Origin of the sequence: Streptomyces sp. CCM_MD2014 (assembly GCF_000772045.1) — a bacterium.
In the GTDB taxonomy this organism is placed as follows: Bacteria; Actinomycetota; Actinomycetes; order Streptomycetales; family Streptomycetaceae; genus Streptomyces; species Streptomyces salinarius.
In genome coordinates this window covers 6726980-6746244 of the sequence record NZ_CP009754.1, presented here as the reverse complement: position 1 = coordinate 6746244, position 19265 = coordinate 6726980, and the positions used below count along the sequence as shown (strand labels likewise).

Sequence of the window (19265 nt, the reverse complement as noted above, 5' to 3'; positions counted from 1 at the left end):
ATTCGTCGTGACCATCACCCAGCCCGACCTCAGCGTCTTCGAGACCGTCGAGTCCGAGGTGCGCAGCTACTGCCGCGGCTGGCCCACCGTCTTCGACCGTGCGGTCGGCAGCCGCATGTACGACGAGGACGGCCACGAGTACCTCGACTTCTTCGCCGGAGCGGGCTCGCTCAACTACGGGCACAACAACGCCGTCCTGAAACGCGCGCTGATCGACTACCTGGAGCGGGACGGCGTCACGCACGGGCTCGACATGTCGACCACCGCCAAGCGCCGCTTCCTGGAGACGTTCCAGAACACGATCCTGCGTCCGCGGGACCTGCCGTACAAGGTCATGTTCCCGGGCCCGACGGGCACCAACGCCGTCGAGTCCGCGCTCAAGCTGGCGCGCAAGGTGAAGGGGCGCGAGTCGATCGTGTCCTTCACCAACGCCTTCCACGGCATGTCGCTGGGCTCCCTCGCGGTGACCGGCAACGCCTTCAAGCGGGCCGGCGCGGGCATCCCGCTGGTGCACGGCACGCCCATGCCGTTCGACAACTACTTCGACGGCACCGTCGAGGACTTCATCTGGTTCGAGCGGCTGCTGGAGGACCAGGGCTCCGGCCTGAACAAGCCGGCCGCCGTGATCGTCGAGACCGTGCAGGGCGAGGGCGGCATCAACGTCGCCCGGGCCGAGTGGCTGCGTGCCCTGGCCGACCTGTGCGAGCGCCAGGACATGCTGCTCATCGTCGACGACATCCAGATGGGCTGCGGCCGTACCGGCGCGTTCTTCTCCTTCGAGGAGGCGGGCATCACGCCGGACATCGTCACCGTCTCCAAGTCGATCAGCGGCTACGGCCTGCCCATGGCGCTGACCCTGTTCAAGCCGGAGCTGGACGTCTGGGAGCCGGGCGAGCACAACGGCACCTTCCGCGGCAACAACCCGGCCTTCGTCACGGCGACCGCCACGCTGGAGGCGTACTGGGCCGACGGGTCGGCGATGGAGAAGCAGACCCGCAAGCGCGGCGAGCAGGTCGAGCAGCACATGATCGCCATCACCGAGGAGAACCTCGCCGACGTCAAGGAGTACCGGGGCCGCGGCCTGGTCTGGGGCCTGGAGTTCCACGACAAGGGCCGCGCGGGCCGGGTCGCCAAGCGCGCCTTCGAACTCGGGCTGCTCATCGAGACGTCCGGCCCCGAGAGCGAGGTCGTCAAGCTGCTGCCGGCGCTCACCATCACCCCCGACGAGCTGGACGAGGGCATGAAGACCCTCGCCCGCGCCGTGCGCGAGACGGCCTGACCGTCCGCGTGACCGTCCGGCGGCCCCGCCGCCCGGGCACCACCCCATGACTCCCGGCGCCTTCCGTCCGCGCGGCCGAAGGCGCCGGGGCCCCTTGCACATCCTTCACCTAGGAGGCATCGCAACACCGTGATCGTCCGTTCGTTCAAGGAGTTCGAAGGCACCGACCGGCACGTGAAGAGCGCGTCCGGCACCTGGGAAAGCACCCGGATCGTCCTCGCCAAGGAGAAGGTCGGCTTCTCCCTGCACGAGACGATCCTGTACGCGGGTACGGAGACGTCGATGTGGTACGCCAACCACATCGAGGCCGTCGTCTGCACCAAGGGCGACGCCGAGTTGACCGACCGCGAGACGGGGAAGACGTACCACATCACGCCGGGCACGATGTACCTCCTCGACGGCCACGAGCGGCACACGCTCAAGGTCAAGGAGGACTTCCACTGCATCTGTGTCTTCAACCCGCCCGTGACCGGACGGGAGGATCACGACGAGAACGGCGTCTACCCGCTGCTCACCGAGGAGGTGTGAGTCACCGTGACCACGACCACGAACGTCACTGATCTCTATCCCACCCGCGGTGCCACCGAGGTGGCAACCCCCCGGCAGGACCCGGTGGTCTGGGGCTCCCCGGACACGCCCGGCCCGGTCTCGGCGGGTGACCTGCAGTCGCTGGACCGCGACGGCTTCCTCGCCATCGACCAGCTGATCACGCCGGACGAGGTCGCCGAGTACCGGCGCGAGCTGGAGCGGCTCACCACCGACCCGGCCATCCGCGCGGACGAGCGCTCGATCGTCGAGCCGCAGTCCAAGGAGATCCGCTCGGTCTTCGAGGTGCACAAGATCAGCGAGGTCTTCGCCAAGCTGGTGCGCGACGAGCGCGTGGTCGGGCGGGCCCGGCAGATCCTGGGCTCGGACGTCTACGTCCACCAGTCGCGGATCAACGTCAAGCCCGGCTTCGGGGCCAGCGGCTTCTACTGGCACTCGGACTTCGAGACCTGGCACGCCGAGGACGGCCTGCCCAACATGCGCACGATCTCGGTCTCGATCGCGCTCACGGAGAACTACGACACCAACGGCGGTCTGATGATCATGCCGGGGTCGCACAAGACGTTCCTCGGGTGCGCGGGGGCCACGCCGAAGGACAACTACAAGAAGTCCCTGCAGATGCAGGACGCGGGGACCCCGTCCGACGAGGCGCTGACGAAGATGGCCTCCGAGTACGGCATCAAGCTGTTCACCGGCAAGGCCGGCTCGGCGACCTGGTTCGACTGCAACTGCATGCACGGGTCGGGCGACAACATCACGCCGTTCCCGCGCAGCAACGTGTTCATCGTGTTCAACAGCGTGGAGAACACGGCCGTGGAGCCGTTCGCGGCTCCGATCCGGCGGCCGGAGTTCATCGGAGCACGGGACTTCACCCCGGTGAAGTGACCCGCTTCTGAGACCCGGGCAGGGGCCTTTTCGTGTGGGACGGGAGGCCCCTGCCCGATGCCGTCCCGGGGCTCGGGTCAGCCGGCCAGCACGTCGAGCAGCCGGTCCGCGTCGGCCTCGGTGTTGTACACGTGGAAGGCGGCCCGCAGGTTGCCCGCCCGGTCGGACACCTGGACGCCGGCCCCGCCCAGTTCGCCCTGCCGGTGGCCGAGACCCGGCACCGAGACGATCGCCGAGCCCGGTGCGTCCACCGGCTCATGGCCCAGCGAACGCACCCCCGCGCGGAACCGGTCGGCGAGCGCGGTGTCGTGGGCGTGCACGGCGTCGACGCCCAGTTCCTCGATCAGGGCCAGGGAGTGCCGGGCGCCGGTGTACGAGAACAGGGCGGGAGACTCGTCGAACCGCCGAGCGGAGTGCGCGTATTCCTCGACGGGTCCGTAGCAGCTGTCCCAGGGGCGCTCGCCGGTCGCCCACCCGGCGAACAGCGGGGTCAGCCCGGCCGCCGCGCCCAGGTCCTCCGGTACGACGAGGAAGGCGACGCCGCGCGGGCAGAGCACCCACTTGTAGCCGACGGCGGTCACGAAGTCGAAGTCGTCCGCGGCCGTCGGCAGCCAGCCGTTCGCCTGGGAGGCGTCGATCAGCGTCCGTGCCCCGTGCGCCCGGGCCGCGGTCCGCAGCCCGGCGAGGTCGGCGATCCGCCCGTCGGCGGACTGCACGGAGCTGACCGCCACGAGCGCGGTGTCCGGGCCCACGGACTCGGCGATCCGTTCCAGCGGCACGCTGCGCACCTTGAGGTCACCGCGCGCGTACAGCGGATTCACCAGGGAGCTGAAGTCGGCCTCCGCGGTGAGGACTTCGGCACCCGGCGGCAGCGACGCGGCGACGAGCCCGCTGAACGTGGCGACCGACGCGCCGATCGCGACCCGGGTGGCGGGAACCCCCACGAGGCGGGCGTAGGCGGCCCGGGCCGCCTCGACGTCGGCGAACATGTCGAGCGGCTGCCCCGCCGCCGCGGAGGCGGCCGCGTCACGCATCGCGACAAGGGTCCGGGCCGGCAGCAGTCCGGTGCTCGCGGTATTCAGGTACGTGGTCTTCGGGGCGAACTCGGTACGGACGAGATTCTCGAAGCTCTCCATGGCACCACTGTGCGGTCCCGTGACCTCCTCGTCCATTGCGTATTTCTACGCGGTTCCTCCAAGCAGCGCTTATGCACCGCTTCTCACCTGGCGTTTTGCCCGGCCCCTCAGTTCCGCGGCACCGCGCACCCGTCCGGACCGCAGGCCTCGCCACCCCCGTCGTCGACCAGCTTCAGCGGCGCGCGCTCGCCCCACGCCTGGGTCAGCGCCCGGGTGAAGACCTCGGCGGGCTGGGCGCCCGAGACGCCGTAGGCGCGGTCGAGCACGAAGAACGGCACCCCGGTGGCGCCGAGCTGGGCGGCCTCCCGCTCGTCGGCGCGCACGTCGTCGGCGTAGGCGTCGGGGTCGGCGAGCACCGAACGGACCTCGTCCGCGTCGAGCCCGGCACCGACGGCCAGGTCCACGAGCCGCTCGTCGTCGTTGAACACGGAGCGCTCGTCGGCGAAGTTGCCCCGGTAGAAGGCGTCGAGCAGCGCCTCGTGCCGGCCTCGCGCCTTGGCCAGGTGCAGCAGCCGGTGCATGTCGAAGGTGCTGCCGTGGTCGCGGTCCCGGGTGCGGTAGTCCAGGCCCTCGGCGGCGGCCTGCGCGCCGAGGTTGTCCTCGCCGGCCTGCGCCTGGGCCTCGCTCATGCCGTACTTGGCGGTGAGCATCGCCAGCACCGGCTGGACGTCGTCCTTGGCCCGGCCGGGGTCCAGCTCGAAGGAACGGTGGACCACCTCGACCCCGTCCCGGTGCGGGAAGGCCGCGAGCGCCTTCTCGAAGCGGGCCTTGCCCACGTAGCACCAGGGGCAGGCGATGTCGCTCCAGATCTCGACGCGCATGTCTCGGCTCTTCTCCAGGTCGTACGGCGGCGAAGGCCCTCTCCGCCCCGTACGTGAACGTTCAAGCAGCCGTGCCCATTCCCGCCCCGGCGCTCAGCTGCCGTCCCGGAGATCCGCGGGCCAGCCGGGCCGGAACTCCAGGTGGTCGTACGTCACCGTGCACCCCTCCCCCGTCGGTGCCTGCGCCAGGAACCCGACCAGGGCCGCGCCCGTCTCCCTCTCGTCCCCCAGCGTGAAGAGCCTGACGAAGGTCCAGCGCTCGCCGTCGAGGGAGGCGTGGAAGGCGAAGGCCCGCCCGCTCCGGCTGACCCGGAACCAGACGGAGTCCCCGTCGACGGTGAAGGAGTTGCAGTCGTCGGAGTGCCCCCGGGTGACCACCGTGCAGACGGTGGGCACGTCCGGGGAGTACTCCAGACACAGCTTGGCCCAGGCCCGCTCCCCCACGTGCACGTAGAGCACGCCGGCGTCGAAGGCCCCGCGGAACCCGACGGAGACCCGGGCGATCAGCTGGAAGTCCCCGTCGGGCGCCCCCAGCAACCGCGGCGCGTCGGACACGGACTCGAGCGATTCCCCGGTCGGCGGCACGAACCGGTCCTGCCGACGCCCGGCTACCCCGGTGAGCACACCATCGGCGTAGGACCAGTTTCCGTCGGGCCCGTAAGAGCGGAGGGGAAACGGCAGTTCGGCGAGTTCGAGATCCATGGCCTGATCATCGCAGGCCCGGTGAACGCTTTTCGAGGTGCGCGGGGAACTGCGCGACAAGCCGTTACGGCGCGGCACCCGCGACACCACCGCACCCCTACGGCGCCCTACCGCTCGAGCACCCCGTTGAACCGCCGAGGCAGCCCCAGCGGATTGTCGTCCCGAAGCTCCACCGGCAGCAGCGCCTCCGGCACCCCCTGATAGGCCACCGGCCGCAACCACCGCTCGATGGCCGTACCCCCCACCGACGTGGACGTCGAGGTGGTCGCCGGGTAAGGCCCCCCGTGCTGCTGAGCCGCCGCCACGGCAACCCCCGTCGGCCAGCCGTTGACGAGCACCCGCCCCGCCAACGGCGTCACCTCGGCGAGCAGGGCGGCCGCCCCGGCGCTCTCCCCCGCCGCCTCCTCGGCGGAGAGTTGCACGGTGGCCGTGAGGTTCCCCGGCAGCCGCGACAGCACCCCCCGCACCTCGCCCTCGTCCTGGTAGCGGGCCACCACGGTGACCGGCCCGAAGCACTCCTCCAGGAGCAGGTCGTGCTCGCCCTCGGCCGCCAGCCGCGCCGCCGGCACCGTGAGGAACCCGGGGCTGACGGTGTGCTCGCCGCCCGCGCCCGGGGTGACCGGGGAGTCCACGTCGGGCAGCGCGGCGCGCTCGGCGACGCCCGCGACGAAGTTGTCCCGCATGCGGTGGTCGAGGAGCACACCGGCGTCGGTGGCGCTGACCGTGTCGGTGAGGGACTTGACCAGGCCGTCACCGGCGTCGCCCGCCGGGACCAGCACCAGGCCGGGCTTGACGCAGAACTGCCCGACGCCCAGCGTCATGGAACCGGCCAGCCCCGCGCCGATAGCCTCCGCCCGCTCGACGGCCGCCGCCTCCGTGACGACGACCGGGTTCAGCGAGCCCAGCTCGCCGTGGAAGGGGATCGGCACGGGACGGGCGGCCGCCGCGTCGAACAGCGCGCGGCCGCCGCGGACGGAGCCCGTGAAGCCGGCCGCGGCGACCAGCGGGTGCTTGATCAGCTCGACGCCCGCCTCGAAGCCGTGGACCAGACCGAGGACGCCGTCGGGGATGCCGTGCGTGGCCGCGGCCCGGCGCAGCACCTTGGCGACCAGCTCGGACAGGGCCGGGTGGTCGGGGTGCGCCTTGACGACGACCGGGCAGCCGGCCGCGAGGGCGCTCGCGGTGTCGCCGCCGGGGACGGAGAAGGCGAAGGGGAAGTTGGAGGCCGAGTAGACGGCGACGACGCCGAGCGGCACCTTGTAGCGGCGCAGGTCGGGGATGGGCGGGGTGGCGGTGTCGTCGGGGTGGTTGACGACGACACCGAGGTACTCGCCCTCGTCGACGATGTCGGCGAAGGCCCGCAGCTGGTAGCAGGTGCGGGCGAGTTCGCCGGTGAGCCGGACCGGGCCGAGCGCGGTCTCCGCGTCGGCGACCTCGACGAGGGTGCTCTCGGCCGCCTTCAGCTCGTCGGCGGCGCTCCGCAGGAAGGCCGCTCGGACGGTGCGGTCGGCGAGGGCCTGACGGGCGGCGTGCGCGGCGCGGACGGCGGCGTCCACCTCCTGGGCCGTGGCTTCCACGGCGACCTGTTCACGCTGCTTCCCGGTACGGGGGTCGACACTCCAGACTGGTGCTGCTGCCACCGCGGGTCCCTCCACGTGCTCTGCACTGAACTCGTTCGATATACTGAACGCTGTCTCTGCTGATGAATATGCTGTTCGAGACTATAACTTCAGCTTCTCGTCGAACGAAGGGGTCAAGGGCGATGTCGGCTGTCGAGACGGGGGGCGGAGCGCAGGTCAAGTCCGCGGTGCGGACGGTTGAGCTGCTCGAATACTTCGCCGGGCGCCCCGGTATGCACTCCCTCGCGTCGGTCCAGGAGGCCGTCGGCTATCCCAAGTCCAGCCTGTACATGCTGCTGCGCACGCTGGTGGAGCTGGGCTGGGTGGAGACGGACGCCACGGGCACGCGGTACGGCATCGGCGTACGGGCGCTGCTGGTCGGCACCTCGTACATCGACGGCGACGAGGTGGTGGCGGCGGCCCGGCCGACGCTGGACCGGCTCTCCGACGACACGACGGAGACCATCCACCTCGCCCGGCTGGACGGCACGAACGTCGTCTACCTGGCCACCCGCCAGTCCCAGCACTACCTGCGGCCGTTCACCCGGGTCGGCCGCCGGCTGCCCGCGCACTCGACCTCGCTGGGCAAGGCGCTGTTGAGCACGTACAGCGACGAGCAGGTGCGCAAGATGCTGCCCGAGACGCTGCCCGCGCTCACCGAGCACACCATCACCGACCGGGAGCAGCTCATCGAGGAGCTGCACCAGGTGCGGGAGCAGGGCTTCGCCGTGGACCGCGAGGAGAACACGCTGGGGCTGCGCTGCTTCGGGGTCGCGGTCCCCTACCGCAACCCGGCGCGGGACGCGATCAGCTGCTCGGTGCCGGTGGCACGGCTGACGCCCGCGCACGAACAGATGGTGAAGGACGCGCTGTTCGACGCGCGGGACCGCCTGACGCTGGCCACGCGTAGGCTCTGATCCATGCACATCGCACTGCGCGAGGTTCACGACAGCGATCTGCCCGTCTTCTTCCGGCAGATGAACGATCCGGAGGCCCTGCGCATGGCGGCCTTCACCCCGAAGGACCCGGCCGACTGGGAGGCGTTCACGGCCCACTGGCGGAAGATCCGCGCCTCCCGGGACGTCGTGCGGACGATCCTCGGCGACGGTGACGTCATCGGCAGCACGGCGGTGTACGGGGAGCCGGGCGAGCGCGAGGTGACGTACTGGGTGGACCGGGCGTACTGGGGGCAGGGCGTGGCCACGGCCGCACTGCGGGCCCTGCTCGCCGAGGTGCGGGACCGCCCGCTGTACGCGCGTGCGGCGGCCGACAACGCCGGGTCTCGGCGCGTACTGGAGAAGTGCGGATTCGTGACCAGCGCGCGGGCGCGGGGCTTCGCGCCCGCCCGGGGCGAGGAGATCGACGAGGTCGTCCTGCACCTGGCGGGATGACCCGCTGAGCGGAATGCCCCGCTGAGCGGAGGACCGGTGAGCCGGATGCCCCCTCGCGACGATCCGTCTCCGTCGCGCGGCGGAGACGGATCGTCGCGGCGCAGGACGCGCCCGCGCCTGCGGGCGCGACAGCGTGCAGCCATGACGCAGACGCTCACCTCCTCCGCCTCTCCGGCCGCCTCTCCGGCCGGCCCTCCCGCGGGGCCCGGCCGCGCCCGTCGGCTGCTGCGCGCGGTCGCCGTCGTCGCCTGCCTGCCGTACCTCGGGCTCAAGGCCGCCTGGATCGCCGGGAGTCACGTCGGCATCCCGGCGGGCAGCGTCCTGCTCGAGCACCGGGGCACCATGGCCGTGGCCAACGGGCTCACGGTGCTGCTGGACAGCTGTGTGATCGTGCTGGCCCTGGTGCTCACCCGCCCGTGGGGCCTGCGGGTGCCCGCGTGGGCGCTGGCCTTCCCGGTCTGGGTCGCCACGGGCCTGCTCGCGCCCATCATGGCCGGGTATCCCTTGCAGCTCCTGACCCGGGCGTTCGGTTCGGACACCGCGGCGGCACCGGGCGGGGGAAGCGCATCCTTCCTCCACCCATGGGTGTTCGCGGTCGTCTACACCGGTTTCATCGTGCAGGGACTCGCCCTGGGGGCGCTGTTCGCCCTCTACGCACGGGCCCGTTGGGGGCACCTGTGGCGCGGGCGGATGCGGGACCTGCCGGGGCGCGCCGTCGCGGCGCCGTACCGGGCCGTCGCCGTCGTCGGTGCGGTCCTCGCGACCTTCCCGCTCGCGGTCCGGCTGTACTGGGCCTGCGGCGGCACCGCGGGGCTCGGGGCCGGGGAGCGGATCGACGGCTTCCGGGTGCTGGAGGGGATGCACGTCGCGTTCCTCGCGGCGGCCGTCGCCGGGACCCTGGTGCTCGCCCTGCGCCGCGCCCCGCGTCTTCCGGTCACGGTGCCCCTCGCCTCGGCCTGGGTCTGCTCCGGTGCCGCGGCCTGCTGGGGCGGCTGGGTGCTGCTGGCCACGTTGATGCCCGCCGACGACGCCGATCGCCCGACCACGCCGATGGTGCTCACCTACGCTGGGCAGATGACCGTCGGCCTTCTCCTCGCCTCCGTGGGCGCCCACTTCCTCACCCGGCGGTCGGCCGCCACCCGTACCCGGCCGTGACCGCGCTCGGCCGGTCGCTGTTCGGGCGGCGGGCGCGCCTGAGGTGGATCCATCTGATCCTCGGCGGCGCGCTCGCCATGCCGTACGTCCTCGTCGGCTCGGTCGTCGTCGGTCCCCTCGCGGGGGGTGAGAACGTCTTCGGTTCGCTCTCCCTTCAACTGGCCTCCTTCGCCCTCGGGTTGCCGCTCGCCGCCGTCACCTCGCTGTTTCCCCTCACCCGTCCCCTGGAGTCCGGGGTGGCGCGGTCGCTGTGCGGTGCCGGGGCGGAGCGGCTCGCGTACGGGCCCGCCCGGACCAAGGGCGAGAAGGGCCGCACGGCGGCCTGGTTCACCCTGCATCTGGGTGCCGGCGGGATCGTGGCCGGGATGTCGCTGGCGGTGCCGCCGTTCGCGGTCACGCTGATCGTGCTGCCCTTCGTGCCGGTGCTGCGCGACGGGGGGCTGAGGCTGCCCGGCCTCTTCGGGCACACCTGGGCGCTCGTCCTGTCGCCGCTCGCGGGCGCCGCCATGCTGGTCGCCCTGGCCGGGTGCGCGGCGGCCGTCGGCGCGCTGCTGGCGCGCTGGGCGCCGGCCCTGCTCGGCCCGTCCGCCGAGGACCGGGTCGCGGCGGCCGAGGCGCGCGCCGCCGACCTCGCCGTCCGCAACCGGCTCGCGCGTGAGCTGCACGACTCCGTCGGCCACGCGCTGAGCGCCGTCACCCTCCAGGCGAGCGCCGCCCGCCGACTGCTCGGCACCGACCCGGAGTTCGTCCGCGAGGCGCTCGCCGCGATCGAGGACACCACGCGTCGTACGGTCGGTGAACTCGACGCCGTACTGGGCGTGCTGCGCGAGGGCGACGCGACCGGTGACGCCTGGGGCGCGACGCCCGCGCCGACGCTCGCCGGCGACCTCGACGACCTGCTGCGCCGCACCCGCGCGGGCGGACTGCGCGTGGACGCCGCCGTCGCCGCCGACCCGCGGGCGCTGCCGGCGCCGGTCTCCCGCGAGGCGTACCGCATCGTGCAGGAGGGACTGAGCAACGCGCTCCGGCACGCGGGTGAGAAGGCCACCGTGGCGCTGCGCGTCGAGGTGCTGGACGGTCACCTGCGGATCACCGTCGAGAACCCGCTCCGCGCGGCGGCCACCGCCCCGCGCCCCGGCGGCGGGCACGGCCTGCGGGGCATCGCCGACCGGGCCCGGCTGCTGGGCGGCGCGGCCGAGGCGGGCCCCGAGGGGCCGGTCTGGCGACTCGACGTCCGACTGCCGCTGAAGGGAATCGCGTGACCCACCCGCCGATCCGGATCGTTCTCGCCGACGACGAGCGCATGGTCCGTACCGCCCTGCGCGCCATCCTCTCCGCCGAACCGGACCTGGAGGTCGCCGGTGAGGCCGCCACCGGTGCCGAGGCCGTCTCCGTGGTGCGCGAGGTCCGGCCGGACGTGGTGCTGATGGACGTCCGCATGCCGGAGGCCGACGGCATCCGCGCCACCGAGCAGATCCTCGCCACGCTCGCCGAGCCGCCCCGCATCGTCGTCGTGACCACGTTCGAGAACGACTCCTACGTGTACGACGCCCTGCGCGCCGGTGCCGCCGGCTTCCTGCTCAAGCGTGCCGACGCCGACACCCTGGTCGGAGCCGTGCGGCTGGTGGCGCACAGCGACACGCTGCTGTTCCCGTCGGCGGTGCGGACGCTGGCGGCCGAGCACGCGCGCGCGAACCCCGCCGCGCCGGCCTGGGTGGCGCGGCTCACCGAACGCGAGGGCGAGGTGCTGCGCCTGATGGCGACCGGGCTGACCAACGCGGAGATCGCCGGGCGGCTGGGAGTGGGACCGGCCACGGCGAAGACCCATGTGGCGGCGGTACTGGCGAAGACCGGCGCCCGGGACCGCACCCAGGCGGTGATCCTGGCCTACGAGGCGGGCTTCATGAACGGGCGATGAGAAGAATGAGAAAGATGAGAAAACGGGGCACATGGGAACGATCGCCTCCTGCCCGTTCGTCCTGCCGTCGGGATGAACGGGATGAACAAGACGATCAGGCGCGCCTCCGTCTTCACGCTGCTCCTGGTGTTCGCTCTGCTGATCAGGGCCACCTGGGTGCAGTTCTACGAGGGCCAGGCGCTCGCGGACGACAAGAACAACCGGCGGGGCGCGATCGAGACGTACGCGGAGCCGCTGGGGAACATCATCGTGGCCGGCCGGTCGATCACCGGTTCGGCGCCGACGGAGGGGGGTGACCTCGCGTACAAGCGGACGTACAAGGACGGGAAGCTGTACGCGGCGGTGACGGGCTACGCCTCGCAGGCGTACGCACCGACCCAGCTGGAGGGCATTTACCAGGACGTGCTCAACGGCACGGACCCCCGGCTGAAGACCGTGATGGACACCGTCACCGGCACCCGGGCCGAACCGGGCAACGTGGTGACGACGATCGATCCGGACGTGCAGAAGGCCGGGTTCGAGGCGCTGGGCGACAAGAAGGGCGCCGCCGTGGCGATCGACCCGAAGACGGGCCGGATCCTGTCGGTCGTGTCTACCCCCTCCTACGACCCGACGTCGCTGACCGACGCCAACACCGCCGGTGCGGCCTGGGAGAAGCTGACCAGTGATCCCGACAAACCGCTGACCAACCGCGCGCTGCGCCAGCCGCTGCCGCCGGGCTCGACCTTCAAGCTGGTGGTGGCGGCCGCCGCGCTGGAGAACGGGCTGTACGACTCGGTGGACGTGAAGACCGAGAGCCCGGACCCGTACACCCTGCCGGACACCACGACGGACCTCACCAACGAGAACCCGAACGCCCCCTGCGAGAACGCCACGATCCGCACCGCGCTGCAGTACTCGTGCAACAACGTCTTCGCGAAGATGGCCGTCGACCTCGGCCAGGACGAGCTGCGCGCGACGGCGGAGAAGTTCGGCTTCAACGACGAGTCGCAGGACGTGCCGGTGCGGGCGTACACCAGCGTCTACCCGAAGGACATGAACCGGCCGTCGACGGCCCTGACGGGCATCGGCCAGTTCGACGTGACGGCGACCCCGCTGCAGATGGCGATGGTCTCGGCGGCCCTGGCCAACGGCGGCGAGCTGGTCTCCCCGCACATGGTGTCGCAGGTCACCGACAGCGGCGGCGACGTCCTGGAGGACCACACCGACCCGGACTCGAAGCGGATCGTCAGCTCCTCCACCGCCGACCAGTTGCAGTCGGCCATGGAGACCGTCGTCGAGGACGGCACCGGGTCCAACGCGCAGATCTCCGGAGCGACGGTGGGCGGCAAGACGGGCACGGCCCAGCACGGCGAGAACAACAGCAAGACGCCGTACGCCTGGTTCACCTCGTACGCCAAGTCAGACACCTCGGACAAGGAGGTCGCCGTGGCCGTCATCATCGAGCAGTCCGACGCGGCCCGCAGCGAGGTCAGCGGCAACGGTCTGGCGGCCCCGGTGGCCAAGGCGATGATGGAGGCGGCGCTCAGGGGCTGACTTTCCGGGGTCGTTCGGCTTCGGTCTGCCGTACGGTGTCCGGCATCCGGGAAGCCGCCGCGAGGAGAGTCCGCCGTGGGGACAGTCGTCGACGACGCCGCCTCCGCGGAGTTCCACGCCTTCTTCGAGCGCCACTACGCCGAACTGGCCCGGCTCGCCCGTCTGCTGACCGGCGAGCCGGACGCGGCCGACGACCTCGCGGCGGATGCCCTGCTGGCCCTGTGGCACCGCTGGGACCGGGTCCGCACGGCCGACCACCCGGTCGCGTACGCGCGCGGGGTGGTCGCCAACCTCGCCCGCACTCGCGTCCGGACCGCCGTGCGCGAGCGCAGACGGGTCGCCCTGTTCTGGTCGCAGCGTGAGGAGCGGACGGAGAATCCCGACGTCGCGGGCGTGGTGGACGTGCAGGAGGCGCTGCGCCGGCTGCCGTTCCGCAAGCGGGCGTGCGTGGTCCTGCGGCACGCGTTCGACCTCTCGGAGCGGGACACGGCGCTCGCCCTGGGTGTCTCGGTGGGCACGGTCAAGAGCCAGACGTCGAAGGCGGTGGCCGAACTCCAGCGGCTGCTCGGCACCCGGGCGGCTCCCCGTGCTCCCCGGCAGGTGCACGCGGCGATCGCGCGCAGCGGCGGGGCCGCGGGAGGCGCCCGGTGACCGGACCGCGGCGGGACGCGGACGACGCGCTGCGGGCCCGGCTGCGCGAGGCGGCCGGAGCGCACGTGCCCGACCGGGCCCGGATGCTGGCCCGGGTCGAACGCGGTATGGCCGCGGGGGAGCACACGCCGGCCCGCCCCGCGCTGCCGGGCTGGGTACGGGTGGCCGGTGCCGCGGCGGCGGTGGCGGGTGTCCTGGCGGCGGGCGGCTACGCGGTCACGTCGGCGGTGCGGGCCGACGCTCCCGTCCGGCGCTCGGTCGCCGCCTCGCCGACCCCCGCGCCGTCACCCGAGGACCCCACCACGAGCCGGCCGCCCGCCTCCGGGGCCGAGGACGGCCCGCTGTGGTCCGACGGCTCGGTGGACCCGCACAGCAACGACTACTGGGCGCAGAGCGACATCACCCTCAGGACGCGCACTCCCCTGACCGCGCTCACCGTCGAACTGAGGGTGGCGCAGACCGGGTCGGTCACCTCCACCGGGGCCTGGCGGTCGCTCCCGGAGGACGACTTCGCGTTCACGGTCGCCGAGCGGGACGGTTTCCTCGTCTACCGGTGGACGCTCGAACGGGGCCGTACGGTCCCGGCGGGCGAGTGGGTGTTCGCCGGCCAGTACGACCACGAGCGCGGCGGCCGGGACGCCCGCGGCGACCGCTACGCGGCGACGGCCACCGCCGCGTCCGAACGGCTGTCGGTGCGGGGCGACTTCGCGCCCCGCGACGACGCCTCGTGAAATCTCTCCGCGGAACCCCGAGCCCCGTTCCGCACCGGTGACGACCCACCGGTTTGTTCGACCCGCCGGCCGTCACTCGACCGGCCGGAAGCAACCGGGCTGCCGGTGGGCACCGCCTCGACGGTCCGGGCGGCAGGGCCTGGGGCCGGACGTGTCCCGGGCCGACGAGAACGCCTGGGCCCCGGCGATCGCCGGACGCACGCGACCGGCCCGTCCCCGCCCGGCCCGTGGACCGAGCGCGGCACGGTCCTGTCCAAGCGCCCGGAGTACGGCACCCTCGGCACCGGCCACCACTCGGTGGTCAACACGCCCGGCTCCGACGACCGGTACGTCGTCTGCCGAACCGGTCGTGCCGGCCCTGGGGTCCGTCGGCCCGGTGAGGGGTCGTTGAGGGGCCCCGCCGGGCGGCGCGTTACTCCACGAAGTAGGTCGGGTTGGGAAGCTTGTACGTGCGGTCCGCGTAGCCGCCCTGGAGGTCGGAGTACTGGTCGCCGAAGTTGGCGACGATGTCGTACCCGAGGTCTCGCTCGATGTGCCGGCGGGTGCCCGCCTTGTACTGCACGGTGGTGCACTTCCAGGTGCCGGGGGTGGCGCAGTGGGCCAGGTAGGACGGCGGGTCCGCCTTGTCCTTGAGGAACATGTGGCCGGCGTCGAGGTTCACCTCGGCGCCGACCTTCTTCAGGTTCTCGACGGCGGCGGTGCGCTGCGCCTCGCTCAGACCGGAGTTGTAGAAGACCTCGACGCCCTTCTCGTCGGCGTACCGGGCCAGCTCGGGGCTGCCGGGAACGGCCGGGCGGTCGGCCCGGTCGACGTAGGCGGCCCAGGTGGCGCTGTCGTAGCCGTAGTCGTTCTTCTTCTCGTAGTCGAGGCTGAGGAGCAGCGTGTCGTCGATGTCGAAGACGACCGCGGGCCTGGTGTGCTCGTGGTGCGCGGCGCGGGCCGCCCGGTCGATCTGCTTCTTCGCGGCGGCGTCGATGCGGGCCAGGTCGGCGGCGTAGGGGCTGTCCGGAGAGGCCTGGTAGACGCCGTCGTCGTCGAGCGTGGTGCCGTAATAGGCGTCGATGTCCTTGGCGAGCACGCCGATGTTGTACGGCTCGTGCGTGGAGTTGGCGGTCGACTGGCCGGCGGTGGCGGCGCCGGTGCCGTACAGGACGGCACCGGCGACGGCACAGGCGGCGGTGACGGTCGCGATGCGCAGTGGTTTATGCATGGCACATGTTTCTACGCGCGTCACCCGGGTGAGCGCGAGACCCGTGGCCGGATTCGCGCCCCCGCATCTGGCAAAGATCGCGTCAAGCAGGTCAAGTACCGGCCGCGCGGGTCCGGCCGCGCGGGTTCAGTGCCGCCCGCCGTGCGGCTGCCGGTCGTACGGCCGCCAGTCGCCGAGGTAGGCCTCCCGGGTGTGCGCGGCGGCCTCGGCGCGGGTGAGCTGCGGCCGGTTCCCGGGGACGGTGGCCGCTGCGCCGGGCCCGGTGTTGCGGTACTCGCTAAACCGCTGGTCCTGCCAGGGGTACGCGTCCCGCATGTTCGCGTACGGCGCCACCGCGTCGATGCCCGCGCCGAGGTGGGTCTCGCGCACGGTGAGCATCGGGCGGGCGGTGGTGTCGGAGCTGGGCACCCAGGGGCGGGCCAGCTTGTAGTAGCCGTCGGGGGCCTCGCTGCTGACGCGGCCGCGCGTCACCAGATAGCCGCGCGGGTTGGCGCCCGCCGTGGACGGCGCGAACACGAAGCCGTACGGGGCGGCGTCGAGGTCGGGGCGGCCCAGGGTGCGGAAGTGGCAGTGCTCGTACACCGCGGTCGCCCGGCCGAAGACGAAGTCGACGTCGCCCTCGACGTAGCAGCGCTCGTAGTACTGGCGGGCGAAGAGGGAGAGGTCGCGGGTGTCGGCGTAGAGGGTGTCCTGGTGGCCGAGGAAGCGGCAGTCGTGGAAGGCGGACCGGTCGCCCATGACCTTGACCGCGACGGCCTGGGTGCCGGTCCAGTCGGGCCGGTCGGCGCGCAGCCAGTCGTTGGCGAAGGTGATCGCGCGGGCGGTGAAGCCGTCGGCGCGCACGGTGGTGGTGGCCGACCCGCTGGTGCCGTAGGTGCCGGAGCCGTCCGGCTTGGGGGTGCCGGCCGCGTTGTCGTAGACGATGACGACGTCGCGGGGGTCCCCGGAGGCACCGATCCAGGTCGCCCCGGTGCGTCCGGTGTCGACGGAGACCGTCTCGCGGTAGGTGCCTGGCGCGAGGACCAGCGTCCAGCCGTCGCCCGCGGCGTCGACGGCCGCCTGGACGGAGGTGAAGTCGCCGCGGCCGTGCGGGTCGACGTACAGGGTCTTGGCGGTGCGGCGGGCGGCGGGTGAGCCGTAGCGGCCGAAGGGACGCGGGCGGGGCCGGGTGCCGGCGAGGGCGGTACCGGCGGTCGCCAGGCCGAGGCCGAGGGCGGCGCCCGCGCCGGCGGTCGTCAGGAGGAAGCCTCTGCGGGAGGCGGGTCGGTGCATGCGGGTGCTCCTTGGAGGGGTGGGCCGGGGCGGTGCGGGCGCCCCGGCCCGGTTCGTGGGTCGGGTGCCGGCGCCCGTCAGCGCAGCCGGCCGGCGCCCGCGCCGTGGTCGACGACGAAGGGGACCGCCCGGGACGGCAGGACCTTGGTGCGCAGCGTGGGAGTCCAGCCCGCGCCGGAGCGGAGGGCGGCGTCCGGGTTCTCGGCGTTGTGGGCCGCGATCAGGTCGACGGTGCGGCCGTTGACGCGGTTGTGGGCGGCGCTGAGCGGCGAGTCGTTCCAGCGCTTGAGCACCTTCGCGGGGCTGACGCCGGCCGGCAGCGTGAACGCGTTGTGCTCGGCGACGAGCTGGGACTCCTTGCCGACGCCGAAGCTGTAGGCGTAGTCGTCGGAGGCGACGAAGTGGTTGTTGTAGACGTCGACCTGGCCGAAGCGGACGCGGGGCGCGCGCTCGACGAGGTTCTTGAACAGGTTGTGGTGGAAGGTCGCCTTCAGGTGCCCCCGGTCGACGGCGGCGGTGGACTCGCCGTCGCTGTTGCCGATCAGGATGGTCTTGTCGTGCTCGGTGAAGACGTTCCAGGACGCGGTGACGTAGTCGGCGCCCTTGACGATGTCGAGCTGGCCGTCGTGCTGCTGGTAGAGCATGCCGAAGTAGGCGGGCGCCGCGCTGTCGGGGTGCTCGCCGTCGGTGAAGGTGTTGTGGTCCAGCCACACGTGCGTCGACCCGTGCACGACCGCGCTGTCGTACTCGGAGTTCCAGTTGCCCTCGTCCCCGTCGGTGGGGTCCCACTGCGGGAAGCAGTCGACGGGGCTCTCGAAGGTCAGGTTGCGGACGATGACGTTGTCCACGCCCTTGATCTGCAGGCTGGCGCCCTTGAGCGCGGCGCCCCGGCCGACGCCGATGATGGTGGTGTCGGAGGGCACGTTCGCCTTGATCGACCGGTCCTGCTGTGCGGCGGAGGCGCGGCGCAGACCCTCGGGGCTGTCGTCGGGCTCGGCGCTCAGATCGGTCTCCCTGCCCCAGTTCTCCGGGGAGTACTTCTCCAGGTAGGCGCCGAAGTCGTAACCGGGCGCGGCGAAGGCCTCGCAGCCCTCGGAGACGGCGTCGACGGTGCCCTTGACCTTGATGATCCGCGGCCCGGTGCCGTCGGCGGCGAGGGCGGCCTTGAATTCGGCCCAGGTGGACACGGTGTACACGTGCTCCGCGTCGGCGGCGGCCCCGCCGGTGGTGCCGCTGCCGTGGGAGGCCCAGCCGTCGCCCGCGGGCAGCGTCTGGCGGGCGGCGTCCCGGGGGTGGTGGTGCCCGGGGCGGGCCTCGGCCGTGGCGGCGGTCAGGCCCAGCACGAGGGCGGTGCAGCCGACGAGCGCGGCGGATCTCTTTATGGCATGCCCATGCCATCCCTGAGTGCTCATGGTGCGGCTCTCCCTTGTTCTCGGGGTGTCGGGGTGTCGGGGTGATGGGGTGCGGGGTGTTACGCGGTGGCCGGTTCCGGCCAGCCGATCCAGGACTCGGGGATCTCATCGTCCAGCCGGCGCACGTCCCGGTGCGCCAGTACGCGCCCGTGCAGCAGCTCCCGGGCGACGAGCCGGGCGACCGCGATCGCGCCCGGCGGGTTGAAGTGGGTGTTGTCCTGCTCGGTGGCGGTCCAGTTGAAGTACGCCTTGGTCCCTTCGGCCCCGAGCCGCTGCCACAGCGCGAGCGACAGCGCCTGCACGTCGAGCAGCGCCACGCCCTCCTGACGCGCGAGCGCCCGCATCGCCGCCGGGTACTCCCCGTGGCTCGGCACGGCGTTCCCCTCCGCGTCGAACCGCCGCCGCTCGACGGGCGTGGCCAGCACCGGCCGCGCCCCGCGCGCCCGCGCCCCGTCGACGTACATCCGCAGGCAGTCCTGGTACGTCGTCCAGGGCTCGGTGTAGCGGGTGGGGTCCTCGTCCTTCTCGTCGTTGTGGGCGAACTGGATCAGCAGGAAGTCACCGGGCCGGATCGCGCCGAGGACGACGTCGAGCCGCCCCTCGTCGACGAAGCTCTTGGAACTCCGCCCGTTCACGGCGTGATTGGCGACGCGAAGGTCGTGACGGAGAAAGAAGGGCAACGCCATGCCCCACCCGGTCTCGGGCGCGGCGTCGGAGTACTTCTGCGCGGCGGTGGAGTCCCCGGCGATGTAGAGGGTGCGGGGGTGGTGGGGGCGTCCGCCGGCGTGGGCGGGCTGGGCGGCGGCGAACGCCAGAGGAATGGAGGAGACGGCAGCGGCAGTGACCTGCCTTCGGCTGAGCGACACGCGGGCTACCTTTCGACGAGGGGCTGGGACAGAAGCCCAGGGGCGCGGGGCTGCATCGATGTGCGGCTCCGCCGCGCGGGCGCGATCGACCACGGGCGGCCCGCAGCCCGCGACGAACCACGGACCACCCACGGC

General features: G+C 72.5%; 19 protein-coding genes and 1 pseudogene. 12 read left to right on the top strand and 8 right to left on the bottom strand.

The window, feature by feature from the left end; genetic code table 11:
* Window positions 1-7: 7 nt before the first annotated feature.
* The 3 genes from ectB (at window position 8) to thpD (ending at window position 2710) form a co-directional block, all read left to right on the top strand.
* Window positions 8-1279 (top strand): diaminobutyrate--2-oxoglutarate transaminase, encoded by a 1272-nt coding sequence (ectB, locus tag NI25_RS30000; RefSeq protein WP_061445448.1) that lies wholly within the window; start codon window positions 8-10, stop codon window positions 1277-1279.
* Window positions 1280-1408: 129 nt separating this feature from the next.
* Window positions 1409-1807, top strand: coding sequence for an ectoine synthase (locus tag NI25_RS29995; protein ID WP_031047567.1), 399 nt, complete (start codon window positions 1409-1411; stop codon window positions 1805-1807).
* A 6-nt stretch (window positions 1808-1813) separates the two neighbouring features.
* A complete protein-coding gene (gene thpD / locus NI25_RS29990; protein ID WP_061445447.1) occupies window positions 1814-2710 on the top strand; it encodes an ectoine hydroxylase in 897 nt (298 codons plus the stop codon).
* A gap of 77 nt (window positions 2711-2787) precedes the next feature.
* On the opposite strand, the gene NI25_RS29985 is transcribed toward thpD, so the two are convergent.
* From NI25_RS29985 to NI25_RS29970, 4 genes are all read right to left on the bottom strand, one after another.
* Window positions 2788-3882 (bottom strand): aminotransferase class V-fold PLP-dependent enzyme, encoded by a 1095-nt coding sequence (locus NI25_RS29985; RefSeq protein WP_107071894.1) that lies wholly within the window; start codon window positions 3880-3882, stop codon window positions 2788-2790.
* A gap of 71 nt (window positions 3883-3953) precedes the next feature.
* Window positions 3954-4667 carry a DsbA family oxidoreductase gene (locus tag NI25_RS29980; protein ID WP_061445446.1) on the bottom strand — a complete coding sequence of 238 codons (714 nt, stop codon included), beginning with the start codon at window positions 4665-4667 and terminating at the stop codon, window positions 3954-3956.
* Window positions 4668-4760: 93 nt separating this feature from the next.
* On the bottom strand, window positions 4761-5369 hold the full coding sequence (locus NI25_RS29975) for a DUF1349 domain-containing protein (protein WP_061445445.1): 609 nt from the start codon (window positions 5367-5369) through the stop codon (window positions 4761-4763).
* A gap of 107 nt (window positions 5370-5476) precedes the next feature.
* The gene (locus tag NI25_RS29970; RefSeq protein WP_061447156.1) at window positions 5477-7009 is read right to left on the bottom strand and encodes an aldehyde dehydrogenase (NADP(+)); all 1533 of its coding nucleotides are present in this window, start codon (window positions 7007-7009) and stop codon (window positions 5477-5479) included.
* Window positions 7010-7131: 122 nt separating this feature from the next.
* On the opposite strand from NI25_RS29970, the gene NI25_RS29965 reads away from it, so the two are divergent.
* The 9 genes and pseudogenes from NI25_RS29965 to NI25_RS40840 all read left to right on the top strand — a co-directional run.
* Complete coding sequence (locus NI25_RS29965) at window positions 7132-7905, top strand: IclR family transcriptional regulator (RefSeq protein ID WP_061445444.1); 774 nt, start codon at window positions 7132-7134, stop codon at window positions 7903-7905.
* Between the two features lie 3 nt (window positions 7906-7908).
* Complete coding sequence (locus NI25_RS29960; protein WP_061445443.1) at window positions 7909-8379, top strand: GNAT family N-acetyltransferase; 471 nt, start codon at window positions 7909-7911, stop codon at window positions 8377-8379.
* A gap of 141 nt (window positions 8380-8520) precedes the next feature.
* Complete coding sequence (locus NI25_RS29955) at window positions 8521-9534, top strand: hypothetical protein (RefSeq protein WP_061445442.1); 1014 nt, start codon at window positions 8521-8523, stop codon at window positions 9532-9534.
* A complete protein-coding gene (locus tag NI25_RS29950) occupies window positions 9531-10796 on the top strand; it encodes a sensor histidine kinase (protein WP_061445441.1) in 1266 nt (421 codons plus the stop codon). The genes NI25_RS29955 and NI25_RS29950 overlap by 4 nt, the downstream gene beginning before the upstream one ends.
* A complete protein-coding gene (locus NI25_RS29945) occupies window positions 10793-11452 on the top strand; it encodes a response regulator transcription factor (RefSeq protein WP_061445440.1) in 660 nt (219 codons plus the stop codon). The genes NI25_RS29950 and NI25_RS29945 overlap by 4 nt, the downstream gene beginning before the upstream one ends.
* A gap of 81 nt (window positions 11453-11533) precedes the next feature.
* A complete protein-coding gene (locus tag NI25_RS29940; RefSeq protein WP_061445439.1) occupies window positions 11534-12988 on the top strand; it encodes a peptidoglycan D,D-transpeptidase FtsI family protein in 1455 nt (484 codons plus the stop codon).
* Window positions 12989-13063: 75 nt separating this feature from the next.
* Window positions 13064-13639, top strand: coding sequence for a SigE family RNA polymerase sigma factor (locus NI25_RS29935; RefSeq protein ID WP_061445438.1), 576 nt, complete (start codon window positions 13064-13066; stop codon window positions 13637-13639).
* Window positions 13636-14370, top strand: a complete 735-nt coding sequence (locus NI25_RS29930; protein WP_061445437.1) for a hypothetical protein — start codon at window positions 13636-13638, stop codon at window positions 14368-14370. The genes NI25_RS29935 and NI25_RS29930 overlap by 4 nt, the downstream gene beginning before the upstream one ends.
* Window positions 14371-14568: 198 nt before the next feature.
* A pseudogene (locus NI25_RS40840) lies at window positions 14569-14763 on the top strand (hypothetical protein); the annotation flags it as partial.
* Between the two features lie 19 nt (window positions 14764-14782).
* Here the strand turns inward: NI25_RS40840 and NI25_RS29925 are convergent.
* The 4 genes from NI25_RS29925 to NI25_RS29910 all read right to left on the bottom strand — a co-directional run bounded on the left by NI25_RS29925 (window position 14783) and on the right by NI25_RS29910 (window position 19130).
* A complete protein-coding gene (locus tag NI25_RS29925; protein ID WP_061445436.1) occupies window positions 14783-15580 on the bottom strand; it encodes an HAD family acid phosphatase in 798 nt (265 codons plus the stop codon).
* 126 nt (window positions 15581-15706) lie between these two features.
* Window positions 15707-16852 carry a pectinesterase family protein gene (locus NI25_RS29920; protein WP_061445435.1) on the bottom strand — a complete coding sequence of 382 codons (1146 nt, stop codon included), beginning with the start codon at window positions 16850-16852 and terminating at the stop codon, window positions 15707-15709.
* Window positions 16853-16929: 77 nt separating this feature from the next.
* Window positions 16930-18264, bottom strand: coding sequence for a pectate lyase family protein (locus NI25_RS29915; protein ID WP_061445434.1), 1335 nt, complete (start codon window positions 18262-18264; stop codon window positions 16930-16932).
* 59 nt (window positions 18265-18323) lie between these two features.
* The gene (locus NI25_RS29910; protein ID WP_061445433.1) at window positions 18324-19130 is read right to left on the bottom strand and encodes a rhamnogalacturonan acetylesterase; all 807 of its coding nucleotides are present in this window, start codon (window positions 19128-19130) and stop codon (window positions 18324-18326) included.
* Window positions 19131-19265: the final 135 nt, after the last annotated feature.

What these genes read in the sequence shown, in the direction of transcription:
- NI25_RS29985 (WP_107071894.1), bottom strand. Translation starts at nt 3,882, where the DNA reads ATGGACGAGGAGGTCACGGGACCGCACAGTGGTGCCATGGAGAGCTTC.
- NI25_RS29980 (WP_061445446.1), bottom strand. Translation starts at nt 4,667, where the DNA reads ATGCGCGTCGAGATCTGGAGCGACATCGCCTGCCCCTGGTGCTACGTG.
- NI25_RS29975 (WP_061445445.1), bottom strand. Translation starts at nt 5,369, where the DNA reads ATGGATCTCGAACTCGCCGAACTGCCGTTTCCCCTCCGCTCTTACGGG.
- NI25_RS29965 (WP_061445444.1), top strand. Translation starts at nt 7,132, where the DNA reads ATGTCGGCTGTCGAGACGGGGGGCGGAGCGCAGGTCAAGTCCGCGGTG.
- NI25_RS29960 (WP_061445443.1), top strand. Translation starts at nt 7,909, where the DNA reads ATGCACATCGCACTGCGCGAGGTTCACGACAGCGATCTGCCCGTCTTC.
- NI25_RS29955 (WP_061445442.1), top strand. Translation starts at nt 8,521, where the DNA reads ATGACGCAGACGCTCACCTCCTCCGCCTCTCCGGCCGCCTCTCCGGCC.
- NI25_RS29940 (WP_061445439.1), top strand. Translation starts at nt 11,534, where the DNA reads ATGAACAAGACGATCAGGCGCGCCTCCGTCTTCACGCTGCTCCTGGTG.
- NI25_RS29925 (WP_061445436.1), bottom strand. Translation starts at nt 15,580, where the DNA reads ATGCATAAACCACTGCGCATCGCGACCGTCACCGCCGCCTGTGCCGTC.
- NI25_RS29920 (WP_061445435.1), bottom strand. Translation starts at nt 16,852, where the DNA reads ATGCACCGACCCGCCTCCCGCAGAGGCTTCCTCCTGACGACCGCCGGC.
- NI25_RS29915 (WP_061445434.1), bottom strand. Translation starts at nt 18,264, where the DNA reads ATGAGCACTCAGGGATGGCATGGGCATGCCATAAAGAGATCCGCCGCG.